The sequence below is a fragment of the Ahrensia sp. R2A130 genome (genome assembly GCF_000179775.1).
Classification (GTDB): Bacteria; Pseudomonadota; Alphaproteobacteria; order Rhizobiales; family Rhizobiaceae; genus Pseudahrensia.
Genome location: NZ_AEEB01000022.1, coordinates 41,057 through 67,201, shown reverse-complemented (window position 1 = coordinate 67,201; position 26,145 = coordinate 41,057). Strand labels below are relative to the sequence as shown.

The 26,145-nt window shown below is 57.9% G+C and carries 26 protein-coding genes; 14 read left to right on the top strand and 12 right to left on the bottom strand.

From position 1 onward, the window contains the following. Positions 1-3 precede the first annotated feature (3 nt). Entirely contained in the window at positions 4-507 is a 504-nt protein-coding gene (locus R2A130_RS13760; RefSeq protein WP_050786166.1) for a gluconokinase, read from the bottom strand. Between the two features lie 17 nt (positions 508-524). Continuing rightward, positions 525-1,298 (bottom strand): SDR family oxidoreductase, encoded by a 774-nt coding sequence (locus tag R2A130_RS13755; RefSeq protein WP_040306157.1) that lies wholly within the window; start codon positions 1,296-1,298, stop codon positions 525-527. A gap of 160 nt (positions 1,299-1,458) precedes the next feature. On the opposite strand from R2A130_RS13755, the gene R2A130_RS13750 reads away from it, so the two are divergent. From R2A130_RS13750 to R2A130_RS13730, 5 genes are read left to right on the top strand one after another with little or no spacing between them, the layout of a single operon-like run. Continuing rightward, positions 1,459-1,812 (top strand): hypothetical protein, encoded by a 354-nt coding sequence (locus R2A130_RS13750; RefSeq protein ID WP_040306079.1) that lies wholly within the window; start codon positions 1,459-1,461, stop codon positions 1,810-1,812. Next, positions 1,809-3,362 (top strand): hypothetical protein, encoded by a 1,554-nt coding sequence (locus R2A130_RS13745; protein ID WP_009758397.1) that lies wholly within the window; start codon positions 1,809-1,811, stop codon positions 3,360-3,362. Before R2A130_RS13750 ends, R2A130_RS13745 begins: the two co-directional genes overlap by 4 nt. After that, positions 3,359-4,345, top strand: a complete 987-nt coding sequence (locus R2A130_RS13740) for an alpha/beta hydrolase (protein ID WP_009758396.1) — start codon at positions 3,359-3,361, stop codon at positions 4,343-4,345. Before R2A130_RS13745 ends, R2A130_RS13740 begins: the two co-directional genes overlap by 4 nt. Further along, positions 4,342-4,701 carry a DUF952 domain-containing protein gene (locus tag R2A130_RS13735; RefSeq protein WP_009465119.1) on the top strand — a complete coding sequence of 120 codons (360 nt, stop codon included), beginning with the start codon at positions 4,342-4,344 and terminating at the stop codon, positions 4,699-4,701. The genes R2A130_RS13740 and R2A130_RS13735 overlap by 4 nt, the downstream gene beginning before the upstream one ends. Further along, on the top strand, positions 4,698-5,780 hold the full coding sequence (locus R2A130_RS13730) for a quinone-dependent dihydroorotate dehydrogenase (RefSeq protein WP_009465118.1): 1,083 nt from the start codon (positions 4,698-4,700) through the stop codon (positions 5,778-5,780). The genes R2A130_RS13735 and R2A130_RS13730 overlap by 4 nt, the downstream gene beginning before the upstream one ends. 12 nt (positions 5,781-5,792) lie before the next feature. On the opposite strand, the gene R2A130_RS13725 is transcribed toward R2A130_RS13730, so the two are convergent. Beyond that, positions 5,793-6,200, bottom strand: coding sequence for a tellurite resistance TerB family protein (locus tag R2A130_RS13725; protein WP_009465117.1), 408 nt, complete (start codon positions 6,198-6,200; stop codon positions 5,793-5,795). Positions 6,201-6,363: 163 nt separating this feature from the next. Here R2A130_RS13725 and R2A130_RS13720 point away from each other — a divergent pair, with 163 nt between their 5' ends. After that, positions 6,364-7,986, top strand: a complete 1,623-nt coding sequence (locus R2A130_RS13720) for a lysine--tRNA ligase (RefSeq protein ID WP_009465115.1) — start codon at positions 6,364-6,366, stop codon at positions 7,984-7,986. A gap of 56 nt (positions 7,987-8,042) precedes the next feature. On the opposite strand, the gene R2A130_RS13715 is transcribed toward R2A130_RS13720, so the two are convergent. The 8 genes from R2A130_RS13715 to R2A130_RS13680 form a co-directional block, all read right to left on the bottom strand. Next, the gene (locus R2A130_RS13715) at positions 8,043-8,741 is read right to left on the bottom strand and encodes a helix-turn-helix transcriptional regulator (RefSeq protein ID WP_009465114.1); all 699 of its coding nucleotides are present in this window, start codon (positions 8,739-8,741) and stop codon (positions 8,043-8,045) included. A gap of 90 nt (positions 8,742-8,831) precedes the next feature. Beyond that, entirely contained in the window at positions 8,832-9,449 is a 618-nt protein-coding gene (locus tag R2A130_RS13710; RefSeq protein ID WP_009465113.1) for a 2-hydroxychromene-2-carboxylate isomerase, read from the bottom strand. Between the two features lie 42 nt (positions 9,450-9,491). Then, positions 9,492-11,699, bottom strand: coding sequence for a 3-hydroxyacyl-CoA dehydrogenase NAD-binding domain-containing protein (locus tag R2A130_RS13705; protein WP_009465112.1), 2,208 nt, complete (start codon positions 11,697-11,699; stop codon positions 9,492-9,494). A gap of 23 nt (positions 11,700-11,722) precedes the next feature. Then, positions 11,723-12,931: an acetyl-CoA C-acetyltransferase gene (locus R2A130_RS13700; RefSeq protein ID WP_009465111.1), complete on the bottom strand. Its 1,209-nt coding sequence runs from the start codon at positions 12,929-12,931 to the stop codon at positions 11,723-11,725. Positions 12,932-12,940: 9 nt separating this feature from the next. Further along, complete coding sequence (locus R2A130_RS13695) at positions 12,941-13,576, bottom strand: glutathione S-transferase family protein (RefSeq protein ID WP_009465110.1); 636 nt, start codon at positions 13,574-13,576, stop codon at positions 12,941-12,943. Beyond that, the gene (locus R2A130_RS13690; RefSeq protein ID WP_009465109.1) at positions 13,573-14,064 is read right to left on the bottom strand and encodes a PaaI family thioesterase; all 492 of its coding nucleotides are present in this window, start codon (positions 14,062-14,064) and stop codon (positions 13,573-13,575) included. Before R2A130_RS13690 ends, R2A130_RS13695 begins: the two co-directional genes overlap by 4 nt. Next, entirely contained in the window at positions 14,061-14,309 is a 249-nt protein-coding gene (locus R2A130_RS13685; protein ID WP_009465108.1) for a hypothetical protein, read from the bottom strand. The genes R2A130_RS13690 and R2A130_RS13685 overlap by 4 nt, the downstream gene beginning before the upstream one ends. A 27-nt stretch (positions 14,310-14,336) precedes the next feature. Beyond that, a complete protein-coding gene (locus R2A130_RS13680; protein WP_009465107.1) occupies positions 14,337-16,145 on the bottom strand; it encodes an acyl-CoA dehydrogenase C-terminal domain-containing protein in 1,809 nt (602 codons plus the stop codon). Positions 16,146-16,506: 361 nt separating this feature from the next. Here R2A130_RS13680 and R2A130_RS13675 point away from each other — a divergent pair, with 361 nt between their 5' ends. From R2A130_RS13675 to R2A130_RS13650, 6 genes are all read left to right on the top strand, one after another. Continuing rightward, a complete protein-coding gene (locus R2A130_RS13675; RefSeq protein ID WP_009465104.1) occupies positions 16,507-20,037 on the top strand; it encodes a peptidoglycan-binding protein in 3,531 nt (1,176 codons plus the stop codon). 242 nt (positions 20,038-20,279) lie between these two features. Continuing rightward, a complete protein-coding gene (locus R2A130_RS13670) occupies positions 20,280-21,200 on the top strand; it encodes a sulfite exporter TauE/SafE family protein (RefSeq protein WP_040306155.1) in 921 nt (306 codons plus the stop codon). A 2-nt stretch (positions 21,201-21,202) separates the two neighbouring features. Further along, the gene (locus tag R2A130_RS13665) at positions 21,203-22,033 is read left to right on the top strand and encodes a TIGR02186 family protein (protein ID WP_009465102.1); all 831 of its coding nucleotides are present in this window, start codon (positions 21,203-21,205) and stop codon (positions 22,031-22,033) included. 18 nt (positions 22,034-22,051) lie between these two features. After that, positions 22,052-22,564 (top strand): DUF3429 domain-containing protein, encoded by a 513-nt coding sequence (locus tag R2A130_RS17740; RefSeq protein ID WP_009465101.1) that lies wholly within the window; start codon positions 22,052-22,054, stop codon positions 22,562-22,564. A 93-nt stretch (positions 22,565-22,657) separates the two neighbouring features. Beyond that, positions 22,658-22,930 carry a DUF6460 domain-containing protein gene (locus R2A130_RS13655; protein WP_009465100.1) on the top strand — a complete coding sequence of 91 codons (273 nt, stop codon included), beginning with the start codon at positions 22,658-22,660 and terminating at the stop codon, positions 22,928-22,930. Positions 22,931-22,952: 22 nt separating this feature from the next. Further along, complete coding sequence (locus R2A130_RS13650; RefSeq protein ID WP_009465099.1) at positions 22,953-24,284, top strand: MATE family efflux transporter; 1,332 nt, start codon at positions 22,953-22,955, stop codon at positions 24,282-24,284. Here R2A130_RS13650 and R2A130_RS13645 read toward each other — a convergent pair. Next, complete coding sequence (locus tag R2A130_RS13645; protein WP_040306152.1) at positions 24,271-25,098, bottom strand: transporter substrate-binding domain-containing protein; 828 nt, start codon at positions 25,096-25,098, stop codon at positions 24,271-24,273. The genes R2A130_RS13650 and R2A130_RS13645 overlap by 14 nt on opposite strands. A gap of 330 nt (positions 25,099-25,428) precedes the next feature. Between R2A130_RS13645 and rpmI the strand changes: the two genes are divergently transcribed. Then, the gene (gene rpmI, locus R2A130_RS13640) at positions 25,429-25,632 is read left to right on the top strand and encodes a 50S ribosomal protein L35 (RefSeq protein ID WP_009465096.1); all 204 of its coding nucleotides are present in this window, start codon (positions 25,429-25,431) and stop codon (positions 25,630-25,632) included. A 54-nt stretch (positions 25,633-25,686) separates the two neighbouring features. Beyond that, a complete protein-coding gene (gene rplT, locus R2A130_RS13635) occupies positions 25,687-26,091 on the top strand; it encodes a 50S ribosomal protein L20 (RefSeq protein WP_009465095.1) in 405 nt (134 codons plus the stop codon). The last annotated feature ends 54 nt before the right edge of the window (positions 26,092-26,145 follow it).

Genomic DNA, 26,145 nt, shown 5'->3' with positions numbered 1-26,145 from the left:
CGTTCAGGCGGTTTGTGGGTTTAACTCGGCAAGCGATGCTGTGGCTTGCGCGATAATTTTTGTCGGCTCTGCGGATATATCCACGCGTATGAAGCGCTCGTCATGTTGCGGTGGTTGCAGATCTGCAAACTGGCTGTCGAGCAGCGACGTTGGCATGAAATGTCCCTTGCGCGCGCTCATGCGACCTTCGATCAATTCGCGCGATCCATCTAGATAGACGAAAGTGACTGGGGCTTCGGCCTCGTTACGAATGTGGTCGCGGTATATTCGTTTCAGCGCGGAACACCCCACAAAAACGGGGCCATCCTGTCGCTTGCTGTGCTCCACAAGCGCTTGGGCGATCTTCGTCAGCCACGGCATGCGGTCGTCGTCGTTCAAAGGTTCGCCCGCGCTCATCTTGTCGATGTTGGCCTGCGGGTGCAGCTCATCGCCTTCGACGTAAATGCCACCGAGTTCGCCCGCTAAACCTTCGCCTATGGTGGACTTGCCGCAACCGGCAACGCCCATGACGATGTGGATTCTAATCAAAGCGATACCGTTATGCCGCCGTCCACGAACAACGTGTGGCCGTTGACGAAGCTGGATGCTGCCGATGACAAGAACACCGCAGCGCCAACCAGTTCAGGGATTTCGCCCCAACGACCGGCGGGGGTGCGTTTTTCCAGCCATGCGGTGAATTCGGGGTCGTCCACCAGCGCTTTGTTCAGCGGCGTATCGTAGTAGCCGGGCGCGATGGCGTTGCACTGCAAGCCGTATTTTGCCCAGTCGGTCGCCATGCCCTTGGTCAGGTTTGTGACCGCGCCTTTGGTTGCCGTGTACGGCGCGATGCCGGGGCGGGCCAGCGCGCTTTGTACCGACGAGATGTTGATGATCTTGCCTTCGCCGCGCTTGATCATGTGGCGGGCAACGGCCTGTCCGACATTGAAAACCGACGTGATGTTGGTGGTGACGATGTTTGCAAATGCTGCCGCGTCGAACTCTTCCAGCGGGCCGCGATGCTGCATGCCGGCATTGTTGATGAGAATATCGATTGCGCCATGTTCGGCTTCAAAACCATCCACCGCGGCTTGCGCTGCTGCATGGTCTGTTACGTCGAAGGGCAGTTCGTGGACCGTTGCACCATCGGCCCGCAATTCCTCTGCAGCGGTGGTCAACCGTTCGGCGTTACGGCCATTTACGATGATTGTTGCGCCAGCTTCCTGCAGCCCCTTCGACAAGCCGCGTCCGATGCCCAGCGACGAGCCGGTGATGAGGGCTGTCTTGCCGGTGAGGTCGAAAAGCGGGGAGGGGCTGGGCATGGGCGTGTTTCCGGTAGGATCTAGATTGTCTTGATACCTTTGTGGGTTATCGGACCAGTTGTCCGCAGTCCAGATGAACAGCGCAGCATGCGGGGGATGAACATTGCCGCTCACGGCCTTTTGCTTGCACAGCCATCGCTTGTCCGGCATCAAACCCGCCATGGCCTTACCCGACCAAAAAACCGCTGAAAGCTCGATGTGGAATCGCTTGCGCCGCCTGCCTGAACGCAGGAGCAGCGGCTCACGTCGCAAGCGCATCAGTTGGTGGCGCCCGTCTGCATTGAATGCTGCCATCGCAATTGCTGCGGTTGCAGCGCTTTCTATTTGGGCAATACTAAGCGGACGCGGGTTGGCACGGGGCGGATTTCTCATTTTCACCATGCTGCCTTTGGCCGGACTGCTGGCCATTGGTGTTCATATTCGCCTTCAGGAGCGCATCGATATGCGTAGCGATGCGGAGCCATTACAGCCGCTCAACCCCATACGCGGTGCCGATGTGGACGAACTGTTATGAGAAGCGGTAATCGCGAACTCAACACCAGCCGGCGGGCGCTCGTCGTTCAGTGGTTTTCAGGCGCGGCTTTTCTGGCTGCGATTCTGGTGTTGATGTTGCTGGATCGCTTGGGCTTGCCGCTGGGTACGGGTTTATCCGTCTTAAGCGTGGCCCTGGCGCTGTTGGTTATCATTATCGTGCTGGCGGGTACGACACTTTCCAGCCCTTTGTTCTTTTTTGCAGGTCGTAAGCTGGACCCAAGCGTGTTGGGCATCGGTGGGGCTTCCGATTTTGTCGGTGCCGCCTTTTTGCTGGCCGTGCTTGGCATGCCCTCGGGTCAGCAGTCTGTGCTTGTGGCAGCTTTAGTCACGGGCATGGTGGTGCAGGCGGTGTTGTTCGTACCGATTTTCCAGCGCGCGCAAATGGCCACGCTCACCGGCTTCATGGGTGTTCGTGCCCGCGGCGTCGGTGAAGCGCGGGTGGTGGCGCTGATGACGATGGTTATTTCAGGTAGCGTGCTGGCCGCAATGTCTGTGGCGGAATATGGCGCGCTGCAATCACTGTTCGATGCGCTGCAGGCGTCTGTGCCACCGCTTCGCAGCGACAACGTGCGCTACGGGCTTATCGCTATTGTGGTAGCTGCACCCGTTCTGGGCGGTTGGCGTGCACTGGCTGTGGTCAATGGCGCACTCGTTATGGTGGTCGTGCTGTGTCTGCTTGTGCCTGCTGTTGCCACCGGATTTTTCGAAGGCTGGCTCGGCGCGCTTGCCCCAAAAAGTGGAACAGTCGCGCTGGTTGATCATTCATGGACCGCAGTTTCCATGTCCGGTCCTGATCGCGGCATGAACTATGCTGAAGGCTTGTTGGCCTGGTTGCTGGCAAGCCTCGGCTTTGCCGCAATGCCCCATGCTCTGGCGCGCACTGCGCTCAATCCTTCACCACTGCGCGCACAGGAATGCCGGGCATGGAGCGGGCTTGTGATTTTCCTCATGCTGAGTGCTGTTGCCCTGTCGCTGGGTCTGTTGGGCACACGGCCAGTCTGGCCTGATCTGGCAGCATTGCTGCGTCAACAACCCGTGCTGGCAGCGCTGCCCGTCATCGGTCTCGTTCTTTTGGCGCTCAACGCATTGGCGGTGACGTTGTTTGTGTTGGCCGGTTCGTTGGCCCGTACGCTGCGGCGGGCGCGCAATCTCGACCCCGGTTTGCGCTCGATGTTCGCCACGCGTTGTCTCATCATCGCCTTGCTAGCTGCCCTTCTGTTCTTGCCCGACTTGAGAACGGTTCCGCCGGAACTGGCATTGGGCGTTGCCTTGGTGTTGGCAGCATCCGGTCTGTTCGTTCCGCTTTTCGCCACCATCTGGCTTTCCACAGTACCACCCTTTGCGGCAAGTGCCGCTGGCTTGGCTGGTGCAGGGCTCGCTACGTTCATGCTGGTGTTTTTTGCAAGCTCCCCCATGGGGCTCGTTACGTCCGGTGCGGCAGGTCTTGCGCTCACAACAGCGCTCACATCACTGGCGGCAGCTTGGAGTATTTTGCCCGCGCAGAAGCGTAAGCGTGAGGCCATAGCATGACCTTGATCATTGATCCGGCTCTCTTTCGCGATGACGCCATTCCAGAACACATCTGTGCTTTCAACGCTGAACTGTTGGCCACAATCAGCGCTGGTGGCGACATGTGGGCGATACCGGCTGCGCAGGTGCGGGCGAACCGGTTGGAAGGTAAGGGGCCGTTTCCGTTGGAAGCTGAATCCACGCGTGCACGCACTTTGCTTGCGCCGCGCGCGAACGGTGATGGTGATATTGTTTTGCGGCTCATCGAGCCGATCGGACGGCCTATGCGCGGGCTTTATTTGCACATTCACGGCGGCGGTTGGATGCTCGGCGCAGCTGATGCTCAAGACGAGCGCCTGCAAGAAATTGCCGAAGCAACGGGACTAGGTTGCGTCTCGGTCGATTACCGCCTCGCGCCGGAATATCCCTATCCCGCCGGACCGGACGATTGTTACGACGCTGCGCGTTTTCTGCTGGAAGCGGAACACGGTTTGCCGAACGAGATAATGACTATCGGTGGCGAAAGCGCGGGTGCGCATCTTTCGGTTCTCACACTGTTGCGGTTGCGTGATGCCGGCCATGGTGGCCGGTTTTGCGCTGCGAATTTGACCGCCGGTGTCTATGATCTGGGGCAAACTGCAAGCTCTCTAAACTGGGGCGCTGACCGGCTTGTGCTCGCCACCCGCGACATGGCGAATTTTGCCAGTGCATTTCTGGCCGCAGATGAAGACAGACGGTCGCCTGTCGTGTCGCCTCTCTTCGCTTCATTGAATGATATGCCACCAGCCCTTTTCAGCGTTGGCACTAAAGATTTGCTGCTGGACGACACATTGTTGATGGCAACGCGCTGGCATGTTGCCAACGGCAATACCGAATTGGATGTGACACCAGGCGGTGTTCACGTCTTTCAGTCGTTTCGCCACCTCGATATAGCGCAAGCGAGCAATGCTCGTATCGACGGGTTTTTGAACGCCGCCGCCAACCGCAAGGAACCTTCTTCATGAGCCGTACGATCTATAAAATCGCCGAACGCAAGGCTTGGGAGGACGCCGTTGAACTGGGCGTGTTCGAAGGTGCGCCTGTCGATAAGGCTGATGGGTACATTCATTTTTCAACGGCCGGGCAGGCCAGCGAAACTCTGGAAAAACACTTCGCTGGCCAAGCCGACCTGTTATTGCTGGCGTTCGATGCGGACGCGATGGGCGAGGAACTAAAATGGGAGCCGTCACGAGGTGGCGCACTTTTTCCGCATCTCTACGCGACGCTAGACCCTGCGCTGGCAACAGCAGAGTTCGAACTGGTTCAAGACGAAGACGGTAACCCCATGATGCCGACCGAAAAGGAATTGAACGCGCAATGAGCGGATTGTTTTCTGCGATTGGCCGTCAGGCGCTCTTTTCGCTCGACCCCGAAAAAGCCCACGGTCTTTCTATCGGTGCTCTCCAATCCGGTCTGCATCCGCGATTCGACGCTGCCCGCGATCCGGCATTGGCCGTTGATGTTGCCGGTCTGCGTTTCGCCAATCCGATTGGCATGGCGGCAGGCTACGACAAGGGCGGGCAAGCGTCTGCGGCGCTGCTGGCCATGGGTTTCGGCCACACCGAAGTTGGTACCGTTACGCCGAAGCCGCAGTCGGGCAATCCCAAGCCGCGCGTGTTCCGACTGGTGGAAGATGATGCCGTCATCAACCGCCTTGGCTTCAACAGCGAAGGCCATGCGGTGGTGCGTGAACGCTTGGAGGAGAAGGGGCGACCCGCTTCTGGCCTGCGTGGCATCAATCTGGGTGCAAACAAGACAAGCGATGATTTTGCCGCCGACTACGTGGCGGGTATCGAAGCCTTTGCTCATCTGGCTGATTATTTTACGGTCAACATTTCATCTCCCAACACGCCCGGCCTGCGCGCGCTTCAAGGTGCCGATCCACTGGCTGACCTGCTGTCTCGCGTATCGGATGCGCGGGACGGTCAAACAAATGCCTACGGGCGAAAACCGCTGTTCTTGAAGATCGCGCCCGATCTCGACCAGAACGAGCTGGATGCGATTGCCAAAGCGTTGGATGGCTCCGGCATGGATGCGTTGATCGTGTCCAACACGACGTTGGGTCGTGATGGTTTGCGCTCGCGCAACCGCGACGAGACGGGCGGACTGTCCGGTGCGCCCCTGTTCGAGCTTTCGACAATCCGGTTGGCGCAGATGTATCAGCGCGTGGGTAAATGCTTGCCGTTGGTGGGCGTGGGCGGAGTTCGCGATGCGGAAACTGCGTGGCAAAAAATCGAAGCGGGTGCTTCGCTGGTGCAGCTTTACACTGGCATGATCTACGCCGGACCAGGCTTGTCGGCGTCCATCATCAAAGGCCTTTCGAAACGCCTGAAAAGTGATGATGCATATTCGATTGCAGACGTGACCGGGCGTAACGCTGCTGAATGGGCCGCGCGCTAATTCAGCTTGTGATTAAGCGATCTGATGTCTTGCCCGCGCGGCAGTTTCCAGCGCGACGGATGTAAGGCGATCCAGCTTCAAATGCTGGCGTAGCAGTTGCAGCAACCGCACTTCCTCTGCTGAAACATTACGGTCTGCCGCGGCAATTTCTGTTGCCAGTGCGTAGGCGGTGGAATGCAGATGCGCGGGTAGTTGGCCCGCGATCTGCAGCACTGTTTCCATACCTTCATCGGCTTGCAAAATATCACGGCAGGCTTTTGCAGCTTCCACAAGCCGGTCAGGGTCATAATTTTCGAACACGGGCAGCGTTTTGACGATGTTGCCGATACGCAACATTTCTGCCTCGCGCATGTCGCTGTCCACGGCAGAAACCGAGACCATGATATAGACGAGCGTGTCGGGGACGGAGATGGCGTTCATGGCGGTGCGGCTTTCGGTGATCGGGTGGCCATGAATACCGCAGCCACGATGGCGGTTTCAAGGCGCAGCACGCATCGTTTGACGCAATGCGCGGCTGTTGACGCTAGGCCCGCGCGGCCATACCACCTGCAAGGCTTATCTTCCTGCACACGCTGACCGTATCATGTCCAACACATCCTTTTCGCCGCTCACCATTTCCGACGATCTCGTTGATGCTGCACACGCCTCCAAGGCCTGGCCGTTCGAGGAAGCGCGAAAGATCGTCAAGCGGTATGCAAAAGGTGGCTATCCCGACCATGGCGTTTTGTTCGAGACAGGCTACGGCCCATCAGGTCTTCCCCATATCGGCACGTTCGGCGAAGTTGCGCGCACCACGATGGTCATCAATGCCTTCCGTCTGCTGACGCGTGACGAAGTTGCGGTGCGGCTGGTGTGCTTTTCCGATGATATGGATGGCATGCGGAAAATTCCTGACAACGTGCCCAATCAAGATGTGCTGAAAGCCAATATCGGTAAGCCGCTGAGCCGTGTGCCGGACCCGTTTGCGGGTGAAGGCGAAGAGGGGCATGGTTCCTTCGGCTATCACAACAACGCCAAACTGCGCGCTTTTCTCGACCGCTTCGGCTTCACCTATGAGTTCGCCTCGGCCACGGATTACTACACGTCCGGCAAGTTCGATGATGCGCTGACCGCGGCTGCAAAAAAGAATGACGATATTCTCGCCATCATGCTGCCAACGCTGGGCGAAGAGCGCCGCGCGACCTATTCGCCGTTCCTGCCTATCTCACCTGCATCAGGCAAAGTGCTCTACGTGCCGTGTGAGGTCGATGGCGACGCAGGTACCGTGACGTTTGCTGACGATGATGGCGATACCAAAACGCTACCCGTGACCGGCGGTAACGTGAAGCTGCAATGGAAGCCGGATTTCGGCATGCGCTGGGCGGCGCTCGGCGTCGATTTCGAAATGTACGGCAAGGACCACCAGAACAATTCGCAGCTCTACGACCGCATCTGCCGGGCGCTGGGCGCACGTGCGCCGGAACATTTCATCTACGAGCTGTTTCTTGATGAAAACGGCGAGAAGATTTCAAAGTCCAAGGGCAATGGCATCACCATGGATCAGTGGCTTGCCTATGCGTCGCCTGAAAGTCTGTCGCTGTTCATGTACGCCAAGCCGAAGACGGCCAAGCGGCTACATTTCGATGTCATTCCACGCGCGGTGGACGAGTATTTCCAGCACCTTGCCGCATACCATAAGGCCGATGATGAGAAGACGAAGCTGAACAATCCGGTTTGGCACATTCATGCGGGCAATCCGCCGACACTGGATATGCCGGTGCCGTTCTCGATGTTGCTCAACCTCGTCAGCGCGTCGAACGCCGAAGATAAAGAAACGCTTTGGGGCTTCATCAGTCAGTATGATGCCGCCGCCACGCCGGAGAATAACCCCAAGTTGGATGAGTTGGTGGGCTATGCCATCGCCTATTTCCGCGACTTCGTAAAACCGGCCAAAAGCTTCCGCGCACCGACTGATCAAGAGCGGTCGGCGATGGAGGATCTGGCGTCACGGTTGGATGCCATGCCCGATGATGCTGATGGCGAAGCGTTGCAGACAGAAGTGTATTCGGTGGGTAAAGATCACGGTTTCGAGAACCTACGCGAGTGGTTTCAAGCGCTGTATCAGGTGTTGTTGGGGCAAGATCAGGGACCGAGATTTGGTTCCTTTGCCGCGCTTTATGACAAGAGCCGTACCGTTGCGATGATCCGCGAGGCCTTGGAGCGGTAATCGCTCGACCTACCTCTGTCATCCCGCGTGGGCGGGGATGGTAATCTGATTTGGGTTTACTGGCTGACCCACATAATTCGAGCGACCCAATCGACTTCAGTTAAATCAAAGGTCCGTTTCTGGTGCTCTGGGTTTTCTGAATCCAGCTCCACCGTTTTCGCCGTTTGTCGAGCCAGAGTCTTGGCCATGATTTCCCCGTCGCTTGTGCGGACGACCACGCGGTCGCCGCGGCGAACGGATGCGGTGGGGGAGACAACGATACGGTCGCCATCGCGGTAAAGCGGTTCCATGGAATCGCCCGCGATTTCCAAGGCATAGAGTGGTTCGCGGTCGGATTGTGGGAATTCTACCGCTTCCCAGCCTTCGCCTGTTGGCAGCCCCGCATCATCGAAAAAGCCGCCGCTGCCTGCCTGTGCCAAACCGAGCAGGGGGATGGAAACGGGCACCGGGTGTCCGGGGGCATCAGGCACGTAAGTTCCGCCAGTTTCGCTCATGCCTGCAAAGCCCGCAGCAAAACTGGCTTGCCCGTCGCGCATGGTGGCCATGAAACCGTCGATATCGGTTTTTGTGGCATCCATGATTTTGGATAGCGACTCGGTGGATGGCCAGCGTTGCCGACCATCGGCGCCTATGCGTTTGGACTTGTTGAAGGTAGTCGCATCCAGCCCGGCGGTGCGGGCGAGTTTGGAGACGGACATATCGTTGTCCTGCGCCAGCGCGTCGATGGCAGCCCAAACCTGTTTGTGAGAGAACATGGCGAATCTCAACGTTAAGAAAACTATCCTACGTTATTGTGCTTGTTTCGCCATGTCCATCGGGTGGTATTTTTGTACACAATCGGCCGATTATCCGGCTTTGTAAGGCTCACGTCCTGTGGTGAGCGCATGGTCCAGCAGGTCGATGCGGTCCTGACCCCAAAAGACTTCGCCGTTCAACACATAGGCTGGAACACCCACAGCATCCGCATCGATTGCGGCCTGTGTGTTGGCGGCGCGGATGGCTGCGGTGTCTTCCGATTGCGCGGCGGTGATGATGGTGTCCGGGTCGAAGTCGCATTCGGCCAGTTTATCGGCGATCTGCGCTTCGTTGGACATATCGAGATCGTCCAGCCAGACACCTTTGCCCACCGCATCGAGGAAGGCTTGCGGGTCTTTGCCGCGTTCCGCGATGGCGATGACGCAGCTGTCTGCCAGTGTCATATCGACGGGAAAGTGTGCCGGTTTCAGATTGACCGGGCGCTCGCGTATTTCTGCAATGCGCTGCAGTTCCAGCAGGCGGTAGCGCTGGCGAACGGGTGGGCGCTGGCCGGGAGGGACTGCGCCGGAAATTTCCCACAGACCCATCAGGTTCACGGGCTTGTAGTTCAGCGTCGCGCCGTGCTTGTCAGCAACTTCGCGTATCGCGCCGTTGCCGAGATAGGTGAAGGGGGATGCGCCGTAAAAGTAGTAGTCGATGGTGGCCATTTTGGTCCGTCCGCTATTTGAGAAACGGACGGACCTGATCGGTCAGGCGGCCTGCTTCTGCTCTTCGTGTGAGAAGCGACCGTAGAAGGTTTCGCCGTTTTTCGCCATCTCGACCAGCAGTGCGGGTGGGGAGAAATGCTCACCATGGCGTGATGCCAGATCGTTGGCGCGGGCGGTGAAGGCTTCCACGCCGATACCGTCGATGAAGGACAGTGGGCCGCCCGTGAAGGGTGCAAAACCGAAGCCCAGGATGGCACCAACGTCAGCTTCACGAATATCGGTGACGACGCCTTCTTCGAAGCAGCGCACCGCTTCCAGCGCGATGGTGTAGAGGAAACGGTCTTCTATTTCCTGATGGTCGATGGCGTCTGCATCTTGCTGCGTGTGTATTGTTTTCAGGTCAGGCCACAGCTTCGCGCCAACGGGTTTGGGGTTGTAATCGTACCAGCCCTTGCCAGCTTTTTTGCCCACGCGACCGTGCTCGACCATTGTGTCGATGAGGTCGATATGGCGCTTGTCGAGCACCTTCAACGCTTCCTCTTCGCCAAGGTCGGCGAGCGTCTGCTTCATCACTTTCTGGGAAAGATCGAGCGCAACCGCATCGTTCAATGTCAGCGGGCCGACGGGCATGCCGGCGGCGCGGGCGAGGTTGTCGATCATAGGGACGGGCACGCCTTCGATGAGCATCGACCAGGCTTCCTGCATGTAGCGGATTACCGCGCGATTCACGTAGAAGCCGCGGGTATCGTTGACCACGATGGGTGTCTTCTTGATCTTAGTCACATAGTCGATGGCCAGCGCTAGCGCATCATCGCCGGTCTTTTCAGCCATAATGATTTCCACCAGCATCATCTTATCGACAGGCGAGAAGAAGTGAATGCCGATGAAGTTATCGGCGTTCTTCGACGCTTCCGCCAATTCGCCAATCGGGATGGTGGAGGTGTTGGAGGCGAAGATCATGGTGCCGGATGACGCTGCATCGACTTGTTTCGTCACGTCAGCTTTCACGCCTTTGTCTTCGAACACGGCCTCGATCACGAGGTCGCAATCGGAGAGTTTGCCGTAGTCCGTCGTCGCTTCGATTTTCGCCAGCAGCGCGTCGCGCTTTTCTTCGGTCGAGTGTTTGCGCTTGATCGCCTTGTCCAGCGTTTCGCGGGACCAGTCTTTGCCCTTGTCGGCAGCGTCCTGGTCGCGGTCAATCAGCACCACTTCCATACCGGCTTTTGCGGTGACGTAGGCGATGCCTGCGCCCATGAAGCCTGCGCCGATGACGCCAATCTTGTTCAACTCACGCTTTGGCACGTCGGGGCGGCGGGCGCCCTTGTTGAGCTCCTGCATGTTGATGAAGAGCGAGCGGATCATGGCCGCAGCTTCCGGCGACTGGATCGTGTTGGCGAAGTAGCGCGACTCGATCTTCAACGCGGTATCGAACGGCACCTGCATGCCTTCGTAAACGCATTTCATGATGTTGGTGGCGTTGGGGTAATTCGCGTAGGTTTCCTTGCGCATGATCGCGTTGCCAGCGGCCAACATCTGCATGCCGTCCGGCGACCAGATATTCAGCGGCGCGCGGAAGCCGCGCTCGTCCCAAGGGGCTTTCGGCTTCAAGCCGCCCTTAAGCATCTCTTTGGCTTTGGCGATCACATCACCAGCTGGAACGACTTCGTGCACGAGGCCGAGTTGTTTGGCTTTGGCTGCGCGGTGGGCTTTGCCTTGCAGCAGCATGGTCACGGCATCCTGCGGGTTCACAAGACGGGCAACACGCTGGGTGCCGCCGCCGCCGGGCAGCAGGCCGACTTTGACTTCCGGGAGACCGACGGTTGCCTTTTCATCTTCGCTCATCACGCGGCCGTGGCAGGCCAGCGCCATCTCGAAACAACCGCCCAAGGCGGTGCCGTTGATGGCCGCGACCCACGGCTTGTCGCCCGCTTCCACGCGGCGCAGCAGCAGGTTCAATCGGTAGGCATTATCGAACAGCATCTGCATGGCAGCGTCTGCGTCTCTGGCTTTTTCTGCTTCGAATTTCGCCAGCATATCCTGCAACATGGTCAGGTCTGCACCCGCGCCGAAGGTGGATTTGCCGGAGGTCAGGACAACGCCCTTGATCTCTTCATCCGCCTCGATTTCAGCCACGAGTTTCTCGAACTCGTCCATGACCGTGATGTCGATGACGTTCATCGATTTGCCCGGCATGTCCCAAGTGATGGTAGCGATGCCGTCGGCGTCGGTTTCGATTGCGAAGTTTTTCATATCTGTGTTCCTTCTGCCGCCGCTCAAACGCGTTCGATGATGGTGGCTGTGCCCATGCCGCCGCCGATGCAGAGCGTTACGAGGGCGGTGTTCTGGTCGCGGCGTTCCAGTTCATCGAGAACCGTGCCGAGGATCATCGCGCCGGTGGCACCCAACGGGTGGCCCATGGCGATGGCACCGCCGCAAACGTTGATCTTGTCGTGGGGAATGTCGAATGCCTGCATGTAGCGCAGCACGACGGAAGCGAAGGCTTCGTTCAGCTCGAACAGGTCGATATCATCGACGCTCATGCCTGCCTGTTTGAACAACTTTTCCGTCACGTCCACGGGGCCAGTGAGCATGATGTTTGGCTCGGAGCCGATGTTCGTGAAGGCACGAATTTTGGCGCGGGGTTTGAGGCCCATCATTTTGCCGCCCTCTTGCGAACCGAGCAGCACAGCGGCTGCACCGTCCACGATGCCGGACGAGTTGCCCGCGTGGTGGACGTGATCGATCTCTTCCAGTTCAGGGTACTTCTGAATGGAGACGGCGTCGAAGCCACCCATCTGGCCCATCATGGTGAAGGCAGGGTTGAGCCCGCCGAGCGCCTGCATGTCGGCACCGGGGCGCATGTGCTCGTCTTTGGCGAGAATGGTCATGCCGTTCACGTCTTTAACGGGCGCTATGGATTTGTCGAAACGGCCTTCTTCCCAGGACTGGGCGGCGCGCTTCTGGCTCTCGACGGCATAAGCATCGACGTCATCGCGGGAGAAGCCGTATTTCGTGGCGATAATGTCTGCCGAAATGCCCTGCGGTACGAAGTAGGACGGGACGGCGATGGAAGGGTCCACCGGCCAAGCGTTGCCTGCTGCGCCTATACCCACGCGGGACATGGATTCCACACCCCCTCCGATGGCGATCTGGTCTGCGCCAGCCATGATTTTTGCAGCTGCAAAATTCACGGCATCGAGGCCGGACGCGCAGTAGCGGTTCAGCTGTAGGCCGGGGACTGATTCCGCGTAGTTTGCCTGCATGACCGCGGTACGGGCGATGTCGCCACCAGCTTCTTTCACGGGATCGACACAACCGAGAATGACGTCGTCGATGTTGGATGTATCGAGGTCGCTGCGGTCGCGCAGGTTTTCCAGAATGCCTGCTGCCAGATGGTTGGTCGGCACCTCGTGGAGCGAGCCGTCCTTCTTGCCGCGGCCCCGTGGGGTGCGAACGTGATCGTAAATGAATGCGTCAGCCATGGTGGCCTCCTAAACTTCCGCAGATGCGGGCATGATGTCTTCAGGTCTGGCGTAGTTGGGGAGCGCAGCGATGCGATCCAGCCACTTCGCGATGTGTTGATAGTCTGCGAGGTCAATTTCGGATTGGTCGGGCCAATACAGGTAACCGGCCAGTGAAATATCGGCGATAGTGCAGTGGGGAGCGGCCACCCAGTCGCGCCCATCAAGGCGGCGGTTGAGGGTTTTCAGCGCGGCTACCATGCGGCCCTTCATGAACTGGGCTTCAGGGCTGTCGCCCTTGTTCATAAAGACTTTGAGAAAGCGGAAGATCGACAGGCTGCCCGTCATCTTATGGTTGTCGAAGAGAATCCAGCGCAGTACTTCGCGGTGTTCGACTGGATTGGTTGCCGCAAATTGTGGGAAGGCATCTGCCAGATGCCAGAGAATCAGACCGGATTGTGTGAGTGTCAGGTCGCCCTGCGTGTGGTCGACCAGAACCGGGACTTCGCCCATATCGTTGATGGCACGAAATTCCGGGGAGCGGTGTGCACCGTTAATGAAATCCACGAATTGCGGTTTCCAGTCTGCACCGGCCAGTTGGAGCATAAGAGCCGCCTTATAGGCGTTGCCGGATTGTAGGAAGCAGTGAAGGGTATAGTCGGTCATTTCGATGCCTTTTGTTCCGCTTTGCCGATTGGTGTGTCGGCGTTTTGCGACGGGTCGAATTGAAGACCTACGAAAGGGCGCAGTTTCATGCTTGTTGTGGCTTGTGCGGAAAGTTCGCCGTCTTCGCGGTAGAGGCGTGCTTCTGCGAAAACCACAGCTTTGCCCGCGCGGATGATTTTGGCTTCGACCTCGATGCGCTTCAACGGCACTGCGGCCATGAAATGCGTTTGCAGGTCTATGCTCATAGGGGCCACTTTCGCGCCCAATGCATGAAATGCGAGTGAACCCATAGCGTCGTCCATCATGGCTGCGAGAAAGCCGCCCTGCACGGTGCCACCGAAATTGCACATGTCTTTGTTGGGTGCGAATGACACGCGAACGCGCATCTCGTCGGGCCAGTATTCAATTACATCCATGCCCATCCACGCCGCCGAAGGCGGGCGAACGCCTGCGATATATTCCGGCAATGGGGCTGCGTGGTCGCTCATTTGGGCTTTCCCTTAGTGGGGCGCTGGGAGGGGCTTCCGTATTCGGCGATGAAGTTGTCAAAAACTTCATCGAGTTTGTCAGCATCCGCGTAGTCATCGAGATGTTCCAGCAGCACGGTGAGCAGATAGTTGTTGCCCAATCCGTGCTGTTCGTTCAGTGCCCGTAATCTCGCGTAAGCGTCTTCAGTCAGTGCGGCGGAGAAGCGCTTCGGCAAGGGCATGCGTTTCGGTGCTGCCTTTGCCATTACGTTTCTCCTTGGTGTTTGGCGTTCCTAAAAAGCTGCGGCATCCATTTCCATCATGGTGTCGGCGCCGGTTTCAATGCGCTTCAGCAGCAAGCGGGTTTCCGGCATCATGCGCTCTGCGAAAAAGCGACCGGTGAGCAGCTTGTTGTTCATGTAGTCGGTCGAGCCATTTGCGCCTGCGGACAGTTTGTCCTGCGCGGTTTTCGCCATCAGCACCCACATGTGGCCCATGGCAACGAGGCCGAAGAGGTGCATGTAATCGGTGGAGGCGGCGCCTGCATTGTTGGGGTTGGCCATGCCGTTCTGCACCAACCACATTGTGGCGGCCTGTAGATCGCCGAGGGCTTTGGACAGTGGCTCGACGTAGGGCTTCATCGCCTCGTCATCTTTATGCTCGGAGCACAGTTTGCCGACTTCTTTGAAGTAGGCCTGTACGGCGCGACCGCCTTTCGAGGGCAGCTTGCGGCCCACGAGGTCGAGCGCCTGAATGCCGTTGGCACCTTCGTAAATCATGGCGATGCGGGCATCGCGAACGAACTGCTCGACGCCTTGGTCTTTCGTGTATCCGGTGCCACCGAAGACCTGCTGGGCCATAACGGTGTTGTCGAAGCCCTTGTCGGTCAGCACGCCTTTGAGAACCGGAGTGAGCAGCCCCATGATGTCGTCGGCGTTCTGTTTTTCATCTTCATCGTCGGAACGGTGGGACAGGTCGCCTTTCAGCGCGGTCCACAGAACCAGCGCGCGGGCTGCTTCGTTGAAAGAGCGGATCGTCAGCAACACACGGCGGATATCCGGGTGCACGATGATCGGGTCTGCTTTTTGGTCGGGGTATTTTGCGCCGGTGAGCGCACGGCCCTGCACACGGTCACGGGCCCAGTCGGCAGCGTTCTGGTAGGCGACTTCGGATTGGGCGAGGCCCTGAACGGCCACACCGAGGCGGGCTTCGTTCATCATCACGAACATGGCGGCGAGGCCTTTGTTCTCTTCGCCAACGAGGAAGGCTTTTGCGCCTTCGTAGTTCATCACGCATGTGGCGTTGCCGTTGATGCCCATTTTATGTTCGAGCGAACCGCAAGACAGTTTGTTGCGCTCGCCGGGATTGCCGTCTTCATCGAGAATGTATTTTGGGCAGACGAAGAGCGAAATGCCTTTGGTGCCCTCCGGTTCGCCTTCGATGCGGGCGATCACGAGGTGAATGATGTTGGACGACATGTCGTGTTCACCAGCGGAGATCCAGATTTTCTGGCCTGTAATGGCGAAAGAACCGTCATCATTGCGGGCAGCTTTTGTGCGCAACATGCCAAGGTCTGTACCGCAATGGGGCTCGGTCAGGTTCATGGTGCCGGACCATTCGCCCGACAGCATTTTGGGAACATATGCCTGCTTCTGTTCTTCGGAAGCGTGTTCCACGAGCGCAGCCGCCGCGCCGGCTGTAAGGCCGGGATACATGCCGAAGGCCATGTTGGCGGAAGAAACATATTCCTGAACGACGGCGTTCAGCGTGGCTGGCAGGCCTTGTCCGCCATATTCTTCAGGGAAGGGCAGTGCGCCCCAACCGGACTCGGAATAGAGGTCGTAGGCTTCTTTGAAGCCTGTCGGTGTTTTCACCGTGTTGTCGAAGCCATCGCCTTCGGTCCAGACGCAGCCTTCCTTGTCGCCGACTTCGTTGAGCGGCTGGAGAACTTCCGCAGACATCTTGCCCGCTTCACCAAGGATCGCTTCCAGCATATCCGGTGTCGCGTCTGCGAAACCGGGCAGGTTGTTGTAGCGCTCGATGTTGAGCACATCGTTGAGGATGAAAAGGGAGTCCTGAACGGGGGCGGTATATGTCGGCATGGTGTGTCCTCCTGCGGGCCGGGTTTGTCCTTGATCACCAAGGTCGCGGCCAAAAAGTCATCGCAGGGCGTGTGCGTACCCCGCGTTTCGACATGGAAACTGACATGGTTTTGCATTCAAGTCCAGAACTCTTCCGTTTACGTATACGTCAATTATTTTTTAGACCCATGATTGTGGACAAGTTGAGCCCTACAGAGTGCAGATCAGAATGCGATGGGTGCAATCATCGTTAACGAATTCGCTCAACTTAACGGCCTGTTTACCATGATAATAAAAGGTCGGCGCAGTGGCATCCTTTCGACGGGTGCGTTCCGTATCGACCCATATACGTTTGGTGTCGTTCGTTACTGTGAGAGTTTAGATGCGTCAGCCCAATCAACAGCAGCCCACCCGCACCATTCAGGTGAACCGTGGCCCGTTTCAAAACGCGGCAGGCCATAGCGCTGTAGGCATGGGTGGACCGGCAGATGTAGAAGCGGAGCGCATTTCCAACCTGCGCCGCACCATCGAACAGCTGGAGCAACGTCTGCATCAGTCGCAGAACCCCGCCCATGGAATGAACATGGGCTATGGTGGCGCTCCCATGATGATGGCGAACCAAGGCTACATGGCCCAGCCTGCCGATAGTGGCCTGCACAACCAGCTGGCCGCGATGCGCCAGCAGATTGATTCGCTGAACAGTAATTTCCAAACGAAGACCGGTGGCGGGTCGAACGCACCTATTGATCGTTTGACCGCACAGATTGCCGAACGTCAGGCAGCACTTGACGCTGGTGCAGAAGCGCAGCGCGCTGGCATGAGCAAGATTGACGATCATCTTGGTCGCATCAGCCAGGAGCTGTCGCAGCTTCACAGCGCGGTGCCCGCCAATGAAATTTCCCGCATGGCCGGTGCCATCGAGGAAATGCGCCGGGGCGTAAAATTTGATTCTGATGACTTCAAGCGCCTCGAAAACGAGCTCTCCGAGCTGCGTACCGGCATTCGTTCCGAAATGCGTACGGTCGTTTCCGATTCGGTCGCGCCGCAGATTGAGCAGTTGGAAGAGCTTGCCCGCCATATTGATGCACTGACCACAAATTCTGCCAACACCGTTACGCCTCGCGTCGATCATCTTGCATCGCAGATCGATGCGTTGCGCCTGACCGTCGATGATCTTCCGCAGACATTGGCACTGTCGCGTCTCGATAGCCGTTTGAGCGAAATGTCTGATCGTTTGGACACCGGTGGTCTGCCGCAGGATTCCGTGTTGTCGCTGGAATCGCGTCTTGATGAAATTTCCCGTGCGCTCGTCGCTGTGTCCAATCAGGGCAGCCGCGCACCGCAGATGGATATGACCGGTATAGACCGTGTCGAAGCCCGTATGGGCGACCTTGGTCGCGCTGTTGAAAAAATGGCCAAGGGCATGGCGTCCAAGAAGGGCGCTCAAGGTGATCTCGGTGGCTTGGCTTCGCGTATCGATGGCTTGCACGAGCGCCTTGGTTCTTTCGAAGCATTCACGAAATCTGCTGATGGTTCAGGCGGCGTCTTCGCTTCCCACGATCTCACGCAGATCGAGAGCCAGCTGAAAGTTCTAAACGACCGGTTGGACGAACAGCTCGCCCAATCTGCTGATTCCGGCACTTCGGGTCTTGAACGTCAGCTCAATATGTTGGCTGCCCGCGTTGATGAGGCGTCTGCGACCCATTCGACTGCAGCCCAGATGTCAAATCTGGAAGCACAGTTGGGTCAGATCGTGCGCCAGATGGGCAAACAGTCCACGCCTGTTGCCACGGTAGATTTCTCGCCGGTTGAAGCCCGTTTGGGCGATATTGAAAATCGCATCGAAGCGTCACACACTGCAAGCTTGGAAGCTGCGCAGTTCGCTGCTCAGCAGGCCGTGTCCATGATGGGCAATTCCGGTGGTGGCGATGCCGAGACTGCTCAGGTGATAGCTGGTCTTTCTGCCGATTTGCAAAAGCTGCAGGAAATGTCTCAGGCGGAACTGTCTGCCCGTGACGAGAATGCTTCTGGTATCGAGCATATGCTGTTGCAGGTTGTGGACCGTCTCGGTTCCATCGAAGCTTCCATGGCCAATGTCTCACATGCGGCTCCGGTTGCACCTGATTATGTTGCAACCGCTGCAAGCCTTTCCGCCAGTGCTGCGATGCCTGACACTCTTGCCTCTGCTGCGCCGCAGCCGATGCCGGAACCGCCGCGTTCTGCAATGGAAGCGCCTGCGCTCGATCCATACGCTGATATGGCACAACCAGCTCCACAGGCTGCGCCGCGTGACATGAACTTGTTTGATGACGCTGACGACCAGCCGCTTGAGCCAGGTCAGCAGCCACAAGCTGGCCCGCAAAGTAGCCGCCCGAACGACTATGATCGTATGATCGCGGATGCGAGCGAGCGACTGAATGACATGGCGCCGCCGCAGCCCGAGCCACAGCAGCTTGGTATGCCGCAATCATCGCGTGCGCCTTCGATTGGTGCTCCGGCGATGGAAACCGGCGATGGCCGTCCTGATGCTGTCGCCGCAGCCCGCCGCGCCCTTCAGGCCACCACAGCTGAAATGAATGCAGTGCGTGATGAAGTGAAGAGCGCCAAAGTCGGCACCTCGAAACTACCGGGTCCGCTTGCGAATATCGACTTTGCCCGTCTGCGCAAACCATTGGTCATGGGCGCTGCGGCGCTGTTGCTGGCTATCGCGGCCTTCACCGGCGTGAGCAAATTCATGTCCGCTGGCGACCCTATGATGGCAGAAGCGCCTGTCATCGAGCAGCCGCTTGTTGAACAGCCTGCAGTCGAGCAGTCCGTGATTGGGGATGCTTCCGACTCCGCCGAGCCATCCACGCAGTTTGCTGCCGCTGAAGGTTCGACAACTCGTGAAGTTGGTGCAGCACCGGCTGATGCCGAACGTGTTTCTGCAACTATCGAACCTGCGGCTCCTTCCGGCGATTACACTGCACCTGCTGCTGATACGCAGACAAATACGCAGACGGAGCAGGCTGCTATTGAAGCTCCCGAAGTTACACCGGCGCCTGCCACCGCTGCCTACGATGTTCCAAGTGATGCGGGTTCGCCTGCAATGGTTGCCGCAGCATCGGCAGGCGACGCCCGCGCGCTGTTCCATGTGGGCATGCGCTACAGCGATGGCACAGGCGTGACCCGCAATATGGCCAACGCTGGTACATGGTTCGAACGTGCCGCTGAAAAAGGCTACGCGCCCGCACAATATTCCATCGGTTCGATCTACGAAAAAGGCATCGGCCGTAAGCAGGACATCGCCAAGGCTGCGTCCTGGTACGAAAAGGCTGCCGAGCAGGGCAATGCCCGCGCCATGCACAACCTTGCAGTCCTTTACGCCACCGGCAAACCGCCGGAACTCGCAGCCGACATGGACAAGGCCGTTGGCTGGTTCCAAAAGGCCGCCGGTCTTGGCATCAAGGACAGCCAGTTCAACCTTGGCATTCTCTACGGTCAGGGTCGCGGTGCGGCACAGAACCTGGGCGAAAGCTACAAATGGTTCGCACTCGCTGCCAAGGCCGGTGACACCGACGCTGCCAACAAGCGTGACGAAGTTGCCAACGCCATGGACCCATCCGATCTTTCCGCTGCACGCAAAACGGTCAACGACTGGGCACCGGGCAAGTTGAACGATGATGTAAACCGCGCCGAGCTTCCTAAAGAATGGGAAGGCAACGGTTCCGCAGTTCGCAATGCGTCGTCTTCCGGTAACCCAACAGTTCTGAAGGCGCAGGCGCTGTTGAACCAGCGCGGTTACAATGTCGGTCAACCTGACGGTCTGGCCGGTCCCAACACCCGCAAGGCAGTTCGTGACTTCCAGCGCAGTGCGGGGATTCCTGTGACAGGCGAGATCGACCGCGAGACACTGCGCGCGCTGAATATCTAAGCCGAAATTGGTACTTTTGGTGCCAGATTACGCTTTCGGGCGACTCCATGTCGTCAGAGGCGTAAATTCCTTGCCAATGAGCCCCGCGACCGTTTGACACCGGGCCGGTCGGGGCGCATGACGGATTAACGCCGGGCAGCGGGGGCAAGCCTTTGCGATCCGGCACGTCGCCCATGTTTTTACCGCAGTGGGACGCAATTTTTTTGCGTCTTGCCGTGCGCCTTAGTTCAAGGTTGCCGTTTGTGAATATCTACCTCCCGATTGCGGAAATGTCGGTCAACATCCTCGTGCTGTTTGGCATGGGGGCGGGCGTTGGTTTCTTGTCCGGCATGTTTGGCGTTGGCGGCGGCTTTCTGATGACGCCGCTGCTTATCTTCTACAATATTCCGCCTGCTGTGGCTGTTGCCACCGAAGCCAACCAGATCGTTGCATCATCATTTTCCGGAGCGCTGGCCCATTTCCGGCGAGGCACGGTTGATATTAAGCTTGGCGTGGTGCTGCTGATTGGCGGTATTGCGGGTTCGGTTATCGGGGTCGCGATCTTCTCGGAGCTGCGCAAGGCCGGTCAGCTCGATCTTATCATTTCTATTTTGTACGTGGTGTTCCTCGGTTCCATTGGCACTTTGATGTGCATCGAAAGCATCAATGCCATCCGCAAGAGCCGCCGTTCGCCGGAAGAGGTGGCGCCGCTTCCGGAGCAGAAAAACTGGATCACCAACCTGCCATTCAAAGTGCGGTTTGAAAAATCGCAGCTTTATCTCAGCGTCATTCCCATTCTTGTGCTCGGCATGTTGGTGGGCATCCTTGCTTCCATCATGGGGGTCGGCGGCGGCTTCATCATGGTGCCAGCGATGATCTACCTGTTGCGGGTGCCGACGAATGTCGTGATTGGAACATCACTGTTCCAGATCATGTTCGTGACCGCCTTTACCACCATCGCGCAGTCCGCGACCAACCAGACGGTGGATGTCGTTCTGGCTTTCATTCTTATGGTAGGCGGCGTCATCGGCGCGCAGTTCGGCGCGCGTGCTGGCACCAAGTTAAAGGGCGAGCAGTTGCGCGCCCTACTTGGCCTCATCGTTCTGGCCGTGTGTGCCCGCCTTGGCTGGGACTTGGTGAATATGCCGACCGAACTGTTCTCCCTCGATCTGGGAGGGCATTGATCATGAAACGCTTTTTGATCGTCGTACTGTCCTTCTTCATCGCCCCGATTTTCATGATGAAGGGTGCTGTCGCGCAGGAGCGTCCGAAAAGCAGCATCCAGATGGGTCTGTCCGACGAGGTGATCGAGATTTCATCATCTTTTGATGGGACAGATATTATTGTTTTCGGTTCTATCGAAAACCCCGACCCCATGTTGGTGTCCGAACAGCAGATGCTCGGGCAGGGACGCTATGATGTGGTCGTGGTCTTGTCCGGACCGATGCAGGAAGTGACCGTGCGCCGTAAGGAAAAGATCCTCGGCATTTGGGCCAACGGCGCTTCGGTTAAGTTTGGTGATGTGCCGGCCTCCTATGCCTACGCCACGACACGGCCTTTGTTTGAAATTGCCGAAGCTGTCGACGTGAAACTCTTGCAGATCGGTCTCGAAAACTTGTCTGTGGTACCGCGCGAAGTGGAAGAAGTAGAAGGCACCGCCGAGACTGCTGAAGACCTGCAAAGAGTCTTCCGCGAATCGCTGGCACGCTTGAAGATCGACAAGGATCTTTTCGAGGAAAATATTGGTGGCGTACAATTCCTGTCGCCGACCTTATTCAAGGTCGAACTGCCTATTCCGGCCAATGTACCGATTGGCGAACACACCGCGCGGGTGTTTCTATTCGCAGATGGCAAATTCCTTGATGCGCAGTTCGAGAAAATCTCCGTTCGCAAGATCGGGTTTGAACAGTTCACCTATAATTTGGCCCATTCCAACGGTCTGCTTTACGGTATCATCGCGGTTCTGGTTGCGATGTTCACCGGCTGGGCTGCCAGCGTGATTTTCCGCAAGGACTGATCGGGAGACCTTACTTCCTTGGCCTTTCAGATACCCAGACAGAAACCGGATGCTACACCGGCAAACGCGCTAGAACAGACCAGCCGCGCCGGTTGGTTGTTGTCGCTGGCTGGTTACGTTCCTTTTGCGGCACTTGCTTTGTCGTTGTTCATTCTTGCCGATGACCATCCGTGGTACAGCTTGGCTCAACAGGCTTTGGCCACTTATGGCGCGGTAATTTTATCATTTCTTGGCGGCACCCGTTGGGGGCTAGCGCTGCAAACGCGCAATGAAGATGTTGCGCCGCGTGTGCTTGTCTTATCCATCGTACCGTCGCTGGTTGGGTGGTTCAGCCTTCTGGCTCCTGTGCCGTATGTTTTCGCCATTCAGGCGCTGGCCTTTGCGGGGCAGGGTGCGTGGGACGCTTTCACAGGGCCGGATCAGGGCTTTCCCCAGTGGTTTTCAAAACTGCGCTTGTGGCTGACTTTGATTGTTACCGGCGCACTTGTCGTCGCGTTTTTTGCAACGGTTCAGCAATCGCCGCTTGGATGAACAGCTTGATGGGCACGAACCGGTTGCCTACATGCAGGCCGATCCGCGGAGAGGCGTCGAGCTTGCACCGCGAGCGTATTGGAGACGAAAACTATGTCAGGTTCGGTCACTCGGTTTCTCGGTGGTTCACCCGCAGCGGTGGCGGTGAAGCTCTTCATCGCATCGCTGATCGTCGGCGTCATCATGAGCACGCTCGGTTGGACGCCCATGGTGATCTGGGACGGTGTGATCCGTTTCTTCGCCAATATCTGGGAACTGGGCTTCGATGCGCTGGCGTCTTCAGCGGAGTATCTGTTGCTCGGCGCTGCCGTGGTCATTCCGGCCTTCTTCATCATCCGTTTGTTCAGCTTTCGCTCGCGCGACTGACGCTGCTCGGGCAAGCTAGGGCGTGAACAAAACCGCACGTCCTTTTCATGTCGGCCACCGTGAGGTGGTATCGATTGCATGGCCCACCACGCTGGCTTTCTTGTCCACCCCGCTGTTGGGGCTTGTGGATACAGGTGTGGTTGGGCGGTTGGGTGACCCCGCGCTGCTCGGTGGTCTTGCGCTGGGCGCTATCCTTTTCGACATCGTTTTCACGACGTTCAATTTCCTGCGCGCCAGCACCACGGCGCTGGTGTCTCAGGCGGTTGGTGCCGAAGATGAAGAGCAACAACGGGTCGTGCTGCTGCGCGCTATGGCGTTGTCGGCTGCGATCGGGCTTGTGGTTCTGTTGCTGTCGCCGCTGATCTTGTCGGGTGGCTTGTGGGCGATGGAAAGCACGGACGCCGTGGAAGGCGCGGTGCAGGATTATTTCACCATCCGCATTATCTCTGCACCGCTGACACTGCTGAACTATGCCACGCTTGGCTGGCTGCTGGGGCAGGCGCGGGCCGGTGTGGCGCTGTTCCTGCAAACCATATTGAACGGCTCCAACATCGTGTTGTCGATCTATCTTGGCCTGCATCTCGGCTGGGGCATTGAAGGTGTGGCTTGGGCGACCGTCATTGCCGAAGGGTTGGCCGTCATCTGCGGGTTCGTTCTAATCGCCCGCTCCATGCGCGGATTTGCGTTTCCAAGTATGGCTCGTCTGTTCAACCCCGAAGCGCTGAAGCGCTTGTTCGGGGTGAACCGTGACATCATGATCCGCTCGTTCTGCCTGCTTTTTGCTTTTGCGTTTTTCACCACCCAAGGCGCGAAATTTGGGGAAGAAACATTGGCTGCCAATGCGGTGTTGATGAATTTTTTTCTCGTCTCCGGTTATTTTCTCGATGGTTTTGCCACCGCCGCCGAACAGCTCGCCGGTCGTGCACTAGGCGCAAATTACCGTCCCGCCTTCGATCGCTCTGTTCGGCTGACATTGATCTGGGGCTTCGTGCTGGCGGGCTTTGCCACTTTCGCGTTTTTCGCAGGCGGGCCGTGGTTGATCGATATGTTGACCACCGACGAGACCGTGCGTGAAATCGCCCGCACCTATTTGCCGTGGGCCGCCATGACGGCGCTGGTGGGTGTTGTGGCGTTTCAGATGGATGGTGTTTTCATCGGCGCAACATGGTCCAGCGATATGCGGAACATGATGATCCTTTCGCTGGTCGTCTATCTCATCGTGTGGTGGTTCGCCGTACCGCTGATGGGAAATCACGGATTGTGGTTGGCGCTGAATGTGTTTCTTGGCGTTCGCGGCATCACGCTTTATGCGCGATTGCCCGTGCGGCGGGCGCAGTCGTTCAATACAGACTGACCGGAAACCAGCGCAGGTAGAGTTCTGCGAAGATGCCTTTGTCGTTGATCGAGCGCAGCGCATAATCGACGGCATCACGCAGTGTGCGGTTATCTTTTGGTAGCGCCACGGCCAGTTCGCCGGGGAAATATTGTTTCGACAGATACGGCCCGCCGACAAAGCGGCAGCAGGGTGCCGCCGTTGCTTCTTCGCGTTGCAGCAGGAACGACGTTGCTAAACCGTCAGCAAACATCGCGTCCACCTGATCGGCTTTCAGAGCGGCGAATGCGGCGTTCAGGGTCGGGAACGCGCGGGGACTGATGCGGTCGAAGGTGGCTTTGGCGAAAGCGGCGTGTGCGGTGCCTGCAACCACCGCCACGGTTTTTCCAGACAGTGCCCGCGTCAGCGGTTCCTGAAGTGATGTATCGATTCGCCCTACGAACCGTGCGGGCAGGCGGAAATAGCGTTTGGAAAAATCTAGATTGCGGCGGGTTGCGGGCGTGATCGCCGTGCCCGCAAGCAAGGCATCGCCCTTGCCATCGCGCAAAGCTGCTTCCAACTCGCCGAACGGTAGAGCCTGTATCTGGCAGACCGGCAGCAATTCCAGCTCTGCACAAATGGCGCGGGCGAGATCGATGTGGAAACCTACGAGCCGTTTTTGATCGTCTACAAAAGAGAATGGCGGGAAATCTGTTACCGTGAGGAACCGCATACGGGGCAGCGCCCGCACGTCGGGTTTGATAAGTCTGTCCTGCGGGTCCCAGAAATTCGGGATGCGCGGTGCGTCTGAAGGTGCAGTTTGCGCCAAGGCAGGGGCTGCAAGCACTATGGTCATCAGCAATATGGCGAGGCGTGAAAACACGGGCGAAGCTAGCCGTTTGGTTGGGTGCGGTTTACCGCATGATCGCTAGACCGCAACTGGGTTGCCTGCAAGGTCGCGATACGCTTGCCAGACGCATTCAAACGGTCTAACACGCACGCGCAACACGACGGTCGGGCAGGGCATGCCTGGGCTGTTCGCTGAGCGCGAAGATGGGACAACACTTCCAGTTGGCCATCGGCATGGCGGCTTCATCGGCCACTTTTGCCACACACCATAATCAAGCGCATATGGGCTTATCCGGCTTCGATCGGGCAATTTCCAATGTGTATCAAGGAGCGACAAATGCCCAAGATGAAGACGAAATCGAGCGTTAAAAAACGCTTCAAGGTCACGGCCAGCGGTAAGCTGAAAGTGGGTCAGGCTGGTAAACAGCACGGTATGATCAAGCGATCCAACAAGTTTCTGCGTAATGCACGCGGCACTATGGTTCTTTCCGAGCCGGATACGCGGATCGTGAAGAAATTCATGCCGTACATCGCCAAGTAATTCACCGACCGACCGGCCTTCCCAAAGCGAAGGCACATTTTCAGGAGCCAAATCATGGCACGCGTAAAACGGGGCGTTACATCCCACGCCAAACACAAAAAAGTTCTCAAAAAAGCCAAGGGTTACTACGGTGCCCGCCGCACGCAGATCAAGGTTGCCCGCCAGGCAGTCGAAAAAGCTGCACAGTATCAGTATCGTGACCGCAAGGCCCGCAAGCGCGATTTCCGCAAGCTGTGGACCCAGCGTTTGAACGCGGCTGCCCGTGAGCACGGCCTGACATATTCCCGCCTGATCGACGGCATGACCAAAGCCGGCATCGAGGTGGATCGTAAAAACCTGTCCGACATGGCGATCAATCAGCCCGAGGCGTTTGCAGCCGTTGTTGCCGCAGCGAAGAAAGCGCTGGAATATCTCAAGGACACCACGCCGAACGCATTTGAAGCCGCCGTCAAAAGCTGACCGCGTTTTCCGAACTGACGTAATTTTGGGAAGCCCGTGGCAGCAAACGCTGAC

Coding starts and splice junctions, on each gene's coding strand:
- R2A130_RS13760 (WP_050786166.1), bottom strand. CDS start 507: ATGGGCGTTGCCGGTTGCGGCAAGTCCACCATAGGCGAAGGTTTAGCG.
- R2A130_RS13755 (WP_040306157.1), bottom strand. CDS start 1,298: ATGCCCAGCCCCTCCCCGCTTTTCGACCTCACCGGCAAGACAGCCCTC.
- R2A130_RS13750 (WP_040306079.1), top strand. CDS start 1,459: ATGGCCTTACCCGACCAAAAAACCGCTGAAAGCTCGATGTGGAATCGC.
- R2A130_RS13745 (WP_009758397.1), top strand. CDS start 1,809: ATGAGAAGCGGTAATCGCGAACTCAACACCAGCCGGCGGGCGCTCGTC.
- R2A130_RS13740 (WP_009758396.1), top strand. CDS start 3,359: ATGACCTTGATCATTGATCCGGCTCTCTTTCGCGATGACGCCATTCCA.
- R2A130_RS13735 (WP_009465119.1), top strand. CDS start 4,342: ATGAGCCGTACGATCTATAAAATCGCCGAACGCAAGGCTTGGGAGGAC.
- R2A130_RS13730 (WP_009465118.1), top strand. CDS start 4,698: ATGAGCGGATTGTTTTCTGCGATTGGCCGTCAGGCGCTCTTTTCGCTC.
- R2A130_RS13725 (WP_009465117.1), bottom strand. CDS start 6,200: ATGAACGCCATCTCCGTCCCCGACACGCTCGTCTATATCATGGTCTCG.
- R2A130_RS13720 (WP_009465115.1), top strand. CDS start 6,364: ATGTCCAACACATCCTTTTCGCCGCTCACCATTTCCGACGATCTCGTT.
- R2A130_RS13715 (WP_009465114.1), bottom strand. CDS start 8,741: ATGTTCTCTCACAAACAGGTTTGGGCTGCCATCGACGCGCTGGCGCAG.
- R2A130_RS13710 (WP_009465113.1), bottom strand. CDS start 9,449: ATGGCCACCATCGACTACTACTTTTACGGCGCATCCCCCTTCACCTAT.
- R2A130_RS13705 (WP_009465112.1), bottom strand. CDS start 11,699: ATGAAAAACTTCGCAATCGAAACCGACGCCGACGGCATCGCTACCATC.
- R2A130_RS13700 (WP_009465111.1), bottom strand. CDS start 12,931: ATGGCTGACGCATTCATTTACGATCACGTTCGCACCCCACGGGGCCGC.
- R2A130_RS13695 (WP_009465110.1), bottom strand. CDS start 13,576: ATGACCGACTATACCCTTCACTGCTTCCTACAATCCGGCAACGCCTAT.
- R2A130_RS13690 (WP_009465109.1), bottom strand. CDS start 14,064: ATGAGCGACCACGCAGCCCCATTGCCGGAATATATCGCAGGCGTTCGC.
- R2A130_RS13685 (WP_009465108.1), bottom strand. CDS start 14,309: ATGGCAAAGGCAGCACCGAAACGCATGCCCTTGCCGAAGCGCTTCTCC.
- R2A130_RS13680 (WP_009465107.1), bottom strand. CDS start 16,145: ATGCCGACATATACCGCCCCCGTTCAGGACTCCCTTTTCATCCTCAAC.
- R2A130_RS13675 (WP_009465104.1), top strand. CDS start 16,507: ATGCGTCAGCCCAATCAACAGCAGCCCACCCGCACCATTCAGGTGAAC.
- R2A130_RS13665 (WP_009465102.1), top strand. CDS start 21,203: ATGAAACGCTTTTTGATCGTCGTACTGTCCTTCTTCATCGCCCCGATT.
- R2A130_RS13655 (WP_009465100.1), top strand. CDS start 22,658: ATGTCAGGTTCGGTCACTCGGTTTCTCGGTGGTTCACCCGCAGCGGTG.
- R2A130_RS13645 (WP_040306152.1), bottom strand. CDS start 25,098: ATGACCATAGTGCTTGCAGCCCCTGCCTTGGCGCAAACTGCACCTTCA.
- rpmI (WP_009465096.1), top strand. CDS start 25,429: ATGCCCAAGATGAAGACGAAATCGAGCGTTAAAAAACGCTTCAAGGTC.
- rplT (WP_009465095.1), top strand. CDS start 25,687: ATGGCACGCGTAAAACGGGGCGTTACATCCCACGCCAAACACAAAAAA.